This window comes from Pseudostreptobacillus sp., assembly GCF_977040545.1.
Window position 1 is genome coordinate 1 of sequence record NZ_CDRRBS010000039.1, and the last position, 9,477, is coordinate 9,477.

The window sequence follows — 9,477 nt, forward strand, 5'->3', positions numbered from 1 at the left end:
GATATTACTAAATCTTCATTTTCATCAATTGTATACTCTCTGGTTATAAATTCATTTTTATTATATTTTTCATAATTTTCTTCATCCAATAAATTAAAGAAATTTAAATTAGAATATAGTTCATCAACCTTATTTTTATTAGTTACATGAAACTTAACTTCTTTTGAAGCATAAACTGATACTATAGAGCTATTTTTATTTTTAGGATTAGATAAAACCTCAAAATATGCTAAATTAGACATCATAAACACCATTTTTTCTTTAAGTCTATAAGTCTTTCTTGAAATTTCTCCACTTGGAACTAATTTATAGGACATATCAGAATTCAATAAATCAGAAAGTCTTCCATCTGGAATTAATCCAGGTGTATCTATAATTTCTAATTTAAATTCTTTAGTATTTTTTATATTTTTTATATTCTTTTTTGTTGTTCCAGAAAATTTAGAAACTGTAGAAGAATTTTTATCTAATAATAAATTAATTAAACGTGATTTACCTACATTTGATACACCCATTATAGCAATTTTAATTTTTGTATCTAATTTCTTTTTTAATATATTTTTAGCTATATATTGGATTTTTCTAAATATACCATTTACTCCATATTTTTTTTCTGCTGAAACAAATGCAATATCTGATGGGAAAAAATTATTTTCATTAAAATAATAATTTACCCATTTAGAAACTTCCGATATATGTATATATGAAGGTAATAAATCTATTTTATTTATTAAAGCTAATATTGTTTTATCTTCTAATAAATCTATAATTTCATTAGTAAAAGATGATTCAAAATCAATGATATCAAATATAGGTATCACTATATCTACTTCACTAATAGCTTTTTTTACTTCTAATCTATATACATCTTTCTCTTCTTCCTTTTCTAAATTCTCTCCATAATGTTTTAATCTAAAACATCTCTTACATATTATATTATCTCTAGTTTCTAAAATATTTTTAGGTATATATCCCGGAAGAACAGGATTATCATATTGTAATTTTTCACCACAACCTATACATTTTTTTTCTTTCATATCTCTCCTATTTATTAGCAAAAGGATGACTTTTCATATATACATCCTTTAGCATATTTTTACTTATATGTGTATAAAACTGCGTAGTTGCTATGCTACTGTGACCTAAAAGTTCTTGTACATACCTAATATCAACGCCATTATTTAACATTTCCGTTGCAAAACTATGTCTAAATACATGAGGTGTTACTTCTTTATTTATATCCGCCTTTAAAGCATAATTAGTTATTAATCTTCTTAAAGATCTTGAATCTAATTTATCTCCATTTTTATTAACAAATATTATATCTTTATCTACATTCCTATACACTATTTTCTTTTTTTCTATATATTCTAACAAATATTTTTTAGCATTATCACTAAAAAAAGTTATTCTTTCTTTGTTCCCTTTACCTATTACTCTTAATTCTCTTTCATTAAAATTTATCATAGACTCCGTTAAATCTAATAATTCCATAGAACGTATTCCACTAGAATAAAGTAACTCTATCATAGCTCTATCTCTTAATCCTGTTATCTTTTCTATATTTATAACAGAACGTATCTTATCAACATCAGACTTGGTTAAATAATTAGGTAATACTTTACTAAATTTAGGCGTATTTATGTATACTGTCTTATTTTCAGTTATATAATCGTTTTCCAATAAATATTTATAAAAAGTTCTTATTGCAGATAATTTTCTATTTATACTTCTTTTATTAACTTCAAGTTCCATATTAAGATAAGCAATAAAAGATCTAAAGCTCATAATTTCAACTTTATTAAAATCGTTTATTCCTTCATTATTTTCTAAATAATATATAAACTGTTCTATATCTTTTCTATAAGATTTAACAGTATTGTAACTCTTATTTAAAACTACTTCTTGATAATAAATAAATTTATTTAATATATTATGCATTTCCATTATTTACCCTCTTTAGGTATTTTTTTTATATTTTTACATTCTGGATATCCACTACAAGCTAAAAACTTACCATATCTTCCACTCTTAATAGTGAATTCTTTACCACATTTTTCACATAGTCCAACTTCTGAAAGTATTTTATTATCACCCTCAACTATACTTTCTAAAATATCTTTTAAAAGAATAATTCCATTTTCAATTTTTATTTGATTTTTCTTTAACTTAGCTTTTATTTCTTTACTTAAAGGCTTTCTAATATTATCGTTTTTATAATCTTCACTTTCAAGATATGCCCCATATTTGCCTTCTTTTAAATACATCATTTTATTATTTTCTGTATACACATCAGTAATTTTACCTTTTTTAGAATTAAGTAATTGTTCTACTTTATCTTTTATTTTAACAAAATTATCTTTAATCTCACTTTGATCAATATCTATACCTTTAATAGATATTTTATCTTTTGAATCAAATTCACAAACTAAGTATTTACCAAAATTCCCACTTTTTAAAAGCATTCTACCATCTTGATAAGTACACTTAACATCAGTATATATATTAGTATTTTTAAACTCGTTTACCTTTTCCTTATATACAATCATTTCTTTCTCAAGAACTTTATAAAAATCACGTAATAAATCTACCCAATTTAATTTTCCACTTGCAACTTCATCTAAATTATTCTCCATCATTGCCGTAAATTTAACATTCATTATATCTTTAAAATTATCTTCAAGTTCATTTTTCACTTCTTTTCCAAAAGCTGTTGGTACTAATCTTTTATCAATTACATCAACATAATTTTTAGATTTTATTGCTTCAATAATACTAGCATAAGTTGATGGTCTACCTATACCTAATGACTCTAATTTTTTAATAAGTGATGCCTCATTAAATCTACTTGGTGCCTTAGTTTCAGATTCAGTTGGTATCAATTCATCTATCTTATATTTAGTATTAAGTTTAAGATCTGGAAAATCTAAAGTCTGTATCATATCCTCACTTTTATATAATTTATAATAACCATCAAAAATTATTTTATTTATAGTACCTTTAAAAGTATAGTTTTTATGTTCTGCAACAATTTTTAATTGCTCATATTTTACATTAGCTAATTGAGAAATTACAAATCTTTCCCATATTAATTTATATAATTTATATTCTTCATTAGTTAATCTAGTTTTCATATATTCTGGAGTTAAATCAATATATGTAGGTCTAATACCTTCGTGTGCATCTTGACTATTCTTACTTTTTGAATATTTTCTATAAGTACCAACATACTCTTTACCATAATTTTTTATTATAAATTCTTTTGCACTTTGTTTTGCCTCATCAGAAACACGAGTTGAATCTGTTCTCATATATGTTATCAACCCTTTAGTTTCACCATCTATATTAGTACCTTCATAAAGTTTTTGTGCAAGTCTCATAGTTTTCGTAGCATTATATCCTAAATTTGAAGAAGCTGCTTGTTGTAATGTACTTGTTTTATATATTGCAGGTGGACTTTGAGTCTTATTTGAAATATCTAATTCTTTTATTTTAACTTCAGCATTTTTTAAATCACTACATGCTTTATCAAAAATAACTCTATTTTTTATTTTATCAACTTTTTCTCCAGATATTTCAGATAAAGAAAGTTTAATCTTTTCCTTAATTAAAATATCTATTTGATAATATTTTTCTGGTTTAAAATTAAGTATTTCATTTTCTAAATCACATATTAATTTAAGAGCAACTGATTGCACCCTTCCTGCTGAAGCACTTCTACCTACAATTGGCCATATTAATGGTGATATTTTATAACCTACAATTCTATCTAAAATTCTTCTCGCTTGCTGTGAATTTACTAAATCAGTATTTATATCCCTAGGATTTCTAACAGCATTAGAAATAGCACTTTTAGTAATTTCATTAAATTCTATTCTTTTAACCTTTTCACCTAAATTTATATAATTAGATATATGCCAAGCAATAGCTTCTCCCTCACGATCCGGATCTGAAGCAAGGAAAACTTTATTAGCTTTAGAACCTTTTGCTTTAAGTTCTTCTAATATAGTTTTTCTATCTTTTATTACTCTATATTCTGGTTTAAAATCATTTTCTATATCAATACCTATTTTAGTTTTGGGTAAATCAATAACATGTCCAACAGAAGCTATTACATCATAATTAGAACCTAAAATACTTTTTATAGTCTTAGCTTTTGATGGAGATTCCACTACCACTAAATTTTTAGCCATCTATATCCTCCTCAAACATCTCTATATCACTACTATTTCCTATTGCTATTGCATAATTATTTCTTAATAAATAATTACAACCCGAAAAACTTTTACCAAATCCTCCAGTTACATATATCTTTCGCTCTAAATCTATACTAATATTGGCACTAAGCATCGCTCTTGTATAAATATTGCTTTCAGGTATATATATACTATTTGAAATACAAGAAATCAACATATTGGTTAAAAAATAAGCATTATTTTTATCTTTTTCATTTATTAACAAGGATACATATAAATCTTGAAAATTTTCTTCAAATTTCTCTATACTAGTAGTTACATATATACAATTTCTATTAATAATAGAAGAAATAAATATATCAGATTCACTAATTGAATTCATAGCCAAAACTACATCAATATCTATCGAATTGAATATACTTTGTAAATTATTTCTTGGTAAAGTTAGTAATTTAGTGTTATAGTTTAATCCTAAAATTTTCTTATTCAGTAAATCATAATTTCCTCTATAAAATATATATGGTATTTTATAACCAGATTCTTTAATATTTTTAGGAAATCTTTCATCATTGCAATATATTATTCTTATATTTCTACTTTTAATATATTCCAATATTTCCTCATCTTTACCAAAAGACTCTTTAACATTTAACAATAGTTCTAAATTACAATTTTCTTTTTTTAAATTTTCATAGCAATTATAGATATCACCAAACCTATATATATAATCATAAACTAGGTTTGGTGATATTTTTTGACTCAAACTAATCCACCCCATATTTTTATAATTCCTGTAAAACTGAATTTACATTAGAATTTCTTCCCCCTTTTTCTATATACATTCTTAAATATTTTGATGCATTTGAATTATCTTTATTAGCTCTGTATGCAAGTCCAAGTCCAAGTATCGCATCAAGATTATTTGGCTCAGAATTTATAACTCTTCTATATTGACTTATTGAAATATCATATCTACCAGTTAGTCTAGCAGCTAAGGCACCTATATACATATTTCTAGGATCACGTGATTTTTGTCCTAGCTTCATAGCTCTTTCATATAATCCACTTCTCATATATATTTTTAATAATGAATTAATATTATCTTGATTTTTAGAAGCTAATACTTCCGCTTCTAATCTATCATATTCTTTATACTTACTTGCATCATTAAGTTCATCACCAGGATATGCTACAGTTCCATCTGATATTGTTTCTAAATTTTCATCTTCTGAAACTTCATCAGTTTCAAAATTTGGTTCACCATTATTATTAACAATATTTGAATTATCTATTTCTTTTTTAGAATCATTTTTAATCTTTTCTTCAATTTTAGATAATAAATTTTGTAATGCTTTTTTATCTTCATCAGATATGTTAGTTTTTTGTAAAGCTCTTCCTTTATCTAAAGCTTCTTGAAATTTACCTTGTTGTAATAAAACATCCATAGATTGTAATTCATCTAAAAAATCTCCACGCATTAAAAATGGTAAAAATAAAAGTATAGGTATAAGCCTTTTAAATTTTTTCATAAAACCTCCATTAATACTCTAAACTTTTAGCTGTTCTTGGGAAAGGTATTACATCTCTAATATTTGCCATTCCAGTTATATACATTAACATTCTTTCAAATCCTAACCCATATCCTGAATGTGGGAATGAACCAAATCTTCTTAAATCAGTATACCATTTGTATGATTCTCTATCTAATCCTTTTTCATCCATTATAGCTATTAATTTATTATAATCATCTTCTCTTTGACTTCCTCCTACTATTTCACCTATTCCCGGTGCTAATAAATCCATAGCTCTTACAGTTTTCCCATCTTTATTAAGTTTCATATAGAATGCTTTAATATCTTTAGGATAATCTGTTAAAAATACAGGCTTTTTAAATACTTCTTCTGCTAAATATCTTTCATGCTCTGTTTTTAAATCCATACCCCATTCAACAGGTACATCAAATTGTTTTTTTGAATTTTTCAATATTTCAACAGCTTCTGTATATGTAACACGTGCAAATTCATTATCTAAAACATTTTGCAGCTTATCTAATAAACCTTTTTCTATGAAGGTATTAAAGAATTCCATTTCTTCTTTAGCATTTTCCAATACATATTTTATAATATATTTAATCATATTTTCTGCAACATCCATATTTGCTTCAAGATCTGCAAATGCCATTTCAGGTTCTATCATCCAAAATTCAGCAGCATGTCTTGTAGTAAATGATTCTTCTGCTCTAAATGTTGGACCAAAAGTATATGTATTATGGAATGCAGATGTAAAAGTTTCAACATGAAGTTGACCTGTAACTGTTAAAAATGCTGGTTTTTCAAAGAAATCTTTTTTATAATCTATCTTACCTTCATCATTTTTAGGAACATTATTTAAATCTAATGTAGTTACTTGGAACATTTCTCCAGCACCTTCTGCATCTATTCCAGTAAATAAAGGAGTTTGAACATATACGAAATTTTGTTCCATAAAGAATTTATGTATAGCATATGCTAATAAAGATCTAACTCTAAATACTGCATTAAAAGTATTAGTTCTCGGTCTTAAATGTGCTATAGTTCTTAAAAAATCAAAACCATGTCTCTTATTTTGTAAAGGATTTTCTATACTAGCTTTATCATAAATTGATATTTTTTTAGCTTTTATTTCAAAACTTTGTCCTTTAGCAGGTGAAGATACTACTTCACCTATTACTTTTATTGATGAATATATAGTTAATTTTGATACTTCTTCAAAATTTTCTAAAGTTTCATCAAATACTACTTGCATTCCTTTAAAAAAAGTACCATCATTAAATTCTATAAATCCAAAACTTTTTTGATCTCTTATTTTTTTTACCCAACCATTTAATTCAACTTCTTTTCCTAAATAGTTTTCTGTATTTATTTGTAATTCTCTTAATTTCATAATAATTGTATGATATACATACTCTCCTTTCTAAAATTATATTATAATTATACACATTTATAGCTATAATTTCAAGTTTATTTAATACTTCTAGCCATTTCTAAGAAAGGTGTAAGTATATCAAAAAACATATCTATTTCTTCAAATGTATTTTCACACGAAAAACTTACTCTTATACTTCCGTTTATACTTTCTTGATTAAGATTTATTGCTTTAAGTATTTTGCTGTCTCCTTTATTACCCGAACAAGCAGACCCCGTAGATACATATATATCATTTGTTGATAAATAATTAAGAAGCACCTCTGCCCTAACACCTTTAAATGAAATATTTACTATAGAGGGCGAGGAATTAATTGGAGTATTTATATCGACATTTTTTATTTCACTTAATCTAAATAAATAATAATCTTTTATTTTTTTTATTTTTTCTATATCCTCTTTTTTGTATAAACTTATTGCTTTTAAAAATCCACAAACTAATTCATTTGGAAATGTTCTATGTATTAATCCATTAGAATTATTTTCTCCGTATATCTGTTCCTTATATTTAACATTTTTAGATATATACAAAGCTCCTATACCTTTAGGACCTCCTATTTTATGAGAACTAATACTAAGTAAATCTACTTTAATTTTTGAAAAATCAACATCTATATGATTTAATCCTTGTACAAAATCTATATGTAAATATGTATTTTTATTTTTATTTTTAATTATTTCACCTATTTCTTTCATATTTTGAACAGTTCCAAGCTCATTATTAACTCCTATAATTGATACAAGTATAGTATCTTCTCTTATTGCATTTTTCAAATACTCAAGGTCTATATTACCATATCCATCAACTGGTATATATTCTAATTCATAACCTTCTTGAGATAATTCTTTAGCACATATTTCTACACTTGCATGTTCTATACTAGATATTAAAAAATGACCTTTTTTATATTTTCTAATTACACTTGTTAATGCTATATTATTAGCTTCTCCTCCCCCAGTAGTAAACACAAATTCATTAGGATTTAGTCCTAATCTATCTTTTAAAATTTTTTTCTTTTCCTCTAAATATTTACTAAATTTTAAAGAGATCGTATAATTTGCATCAAGATTTGCAAAGTATTCATCCATAACTTTTAACATTTCATCTTTAACTTCTTTTTTTACTTTAGTCGTTGCAGAATTATCAAAATATATCATTTTACCTCCAAAAGAAAATAAGAGTAGAAGCTCTACTCTTATCTAAATATCTTATAATCTATATTACTAAATATATTATCTCTATTTTCAATTTCAGATAACCATTCTTCATCTATACTATTATTTTTTATATCTTCATAAAGTTTAAATAATCTATAAGTATGATCACTAACTTTTTTCTGAGCATATCCAACCATAGTCTTAGTAAACATAATAAACGGCCAACAAGAAGTTTGCGCCATCAACAGTTCTCTACTTGCTTGATTTAAAGCTCTGATCATAAGAGGATTTTCAGTTTCAATTTTAGATATTTCTATCATTTTTTCTGCTGCTTTATGTAAATGTCTATAAATATAATCATTTGACCCATCTACCCAAACATCAAAATAACCATTAGCTCCCCAACTAGACATACTCAAATCTACAATTTGATTAACTTTATATATATCTAAATACTTCGATGGTGTAATACTTGAAAAATTACTTTCTTTAATTGCTCTAAATATATATTCTAAAAATATTGGTCCTTCATACCACCAATGACCATAAAGTTCAGCATCATAAGGTGATACTATTATAGGTTTTCTATATTTCATCTTACTTGACAAATATTCAAGCTGTTTGCTTCTATTAAATACAAAATTATATGCATGACCTATCGCTTTATTTCTTGCCACATCTGGATCGTATACTTTTTTATAAGTTCCATTTTTATCAGTTATTGCATGATATTTTATACCCATATTACGTCTTATTCCATCACTATGTAAATAAGGTTTAACATAATCATAATCTAACTCATAAGCTACATCTTTATGAAATTCTCTATAATCTCCATCTCCAGGATAACCTACTTCTGAAGACCATACTTGTTCTGATGATTCTAGATCTCTTGCAAAAGCCGCAATTCCATTTTTAGTATATACTGATGAGTATACACCATATATTGGTCTTGGATTTGAATTTAAAATACCATGAGCATCCACTAAGAAATATCTTATTCCTTCTTCTTTTAAATAAGAGTCTTGTCCGTTATAATAAGCACATTCTGCAAGCCAAATACCTTTAGGTTCTCTTCCAAAGTGTTTCATATAATCCATTTTAGCCATCCTTACCTGTGCACGAACAGCATTAGGTATATCTTTCATCATAGGCAACAT

Annotated in this window: 8 protein-coding genes; all 8 read right to left on the bottom strand. The window is 25.4% G+C overall.

Features of this window, described 5'->3' with window-relative positions; translation table 11 throughout:
* A partial coding sequence (locus ACWYO2_RS03195) for a GTPase (RefSeq protein WP_455515054.1) occupies positions 1–1,037 on the bottom strand: 1,037 nt, incomplete at its 3' end.
* A 7-nt stretch (positions 1,038–1,044) separates the two neighbouring features.
* Entirely contained in the window at positions 1,045–1,947 is a 903-nt protein-coding gene (gene xerA, locus ACWYO2_RS03200) for a site-specific tyrosine recombinase/integron integrase (protein ID WP_455515055.1), read from the bottom strand.
* Positions 1,947–4,193 carry a type I DNA topoisomerase gene (gene topA, locus ACWYO2_RS03205; protein ID WP_455515056.1) on the bottom strand — a complete coding sequence of 749 codons (2,247 nt, stop codon included), beginning with the start codon at positions 4,191–4,193 and terminating at the stop codon, positions 1,947–1,949. Before topA ends, xerA begins: the two co-directional genes overlap by 1 nt.
* Positions 4,186–4,959 (bottom strand): hypothetical protein, encoded by a 774-nt coding sequence (locus ACWYO2_RS03210; RefSeq protein WP_455515057.1) that lies wholly within the window; start codon positions 4,957–4,959, stop codon positions 4,186–4,188. Before ACWYO2_RS03210 ends, topA begins: the two co-directional genes overlap by 8 nt.
* A gap of 19 nt (positions 4,960–4,978) precedes the next feature.
* Positions 4,979–5,725: a tetratricopeptide repeat protein gene (locus tag ACWYO2_RS03215; RefSeq protein WP_455515058.1), complete on the bottom strand. Its 747-nt coding sequence runs from the start codon at positions 5,723–5,725 to the stop codon at positions 4,979–4,981.
* Positions 5,726–5,735: 10 nt separating this feature from the next.
* Positions 5,736–7,121: an asparagine--tRNA ligase gene (asnS, locus tag ACWYO2_RS03220; RefSeq protein WP_455515061.1), complete on the bottom strand. Its 1,386-nt coding sequence runs from the start codon at positions 7,119–7,121 to the stop codon at positions 5,736–5,738.
* Positions 7,122–7,195: 74 nt separating this feature from the next.
* Positions 7,196–8,317 (bottom strand): cysteine desulfurase family protein, encoded by a 1,122-nt coding sequence (locus ACWYO2_RS03225; RefSeq protein WP_455515059.1) that lies wholly within the window; start codon positions 8,315–8,317, stop codon positions 7,196–7,198.
* Positions 8,318–8,355: 38 nt separating this feature from the next.
* Positions 8,356–9,477: glycoside hydrolase family 57 protein (locus ACWYO2_RS03230; protein WP_455515060.1), on the bottom strand; the 1,122-nt coding region annotated here is incomplete at its 5' end.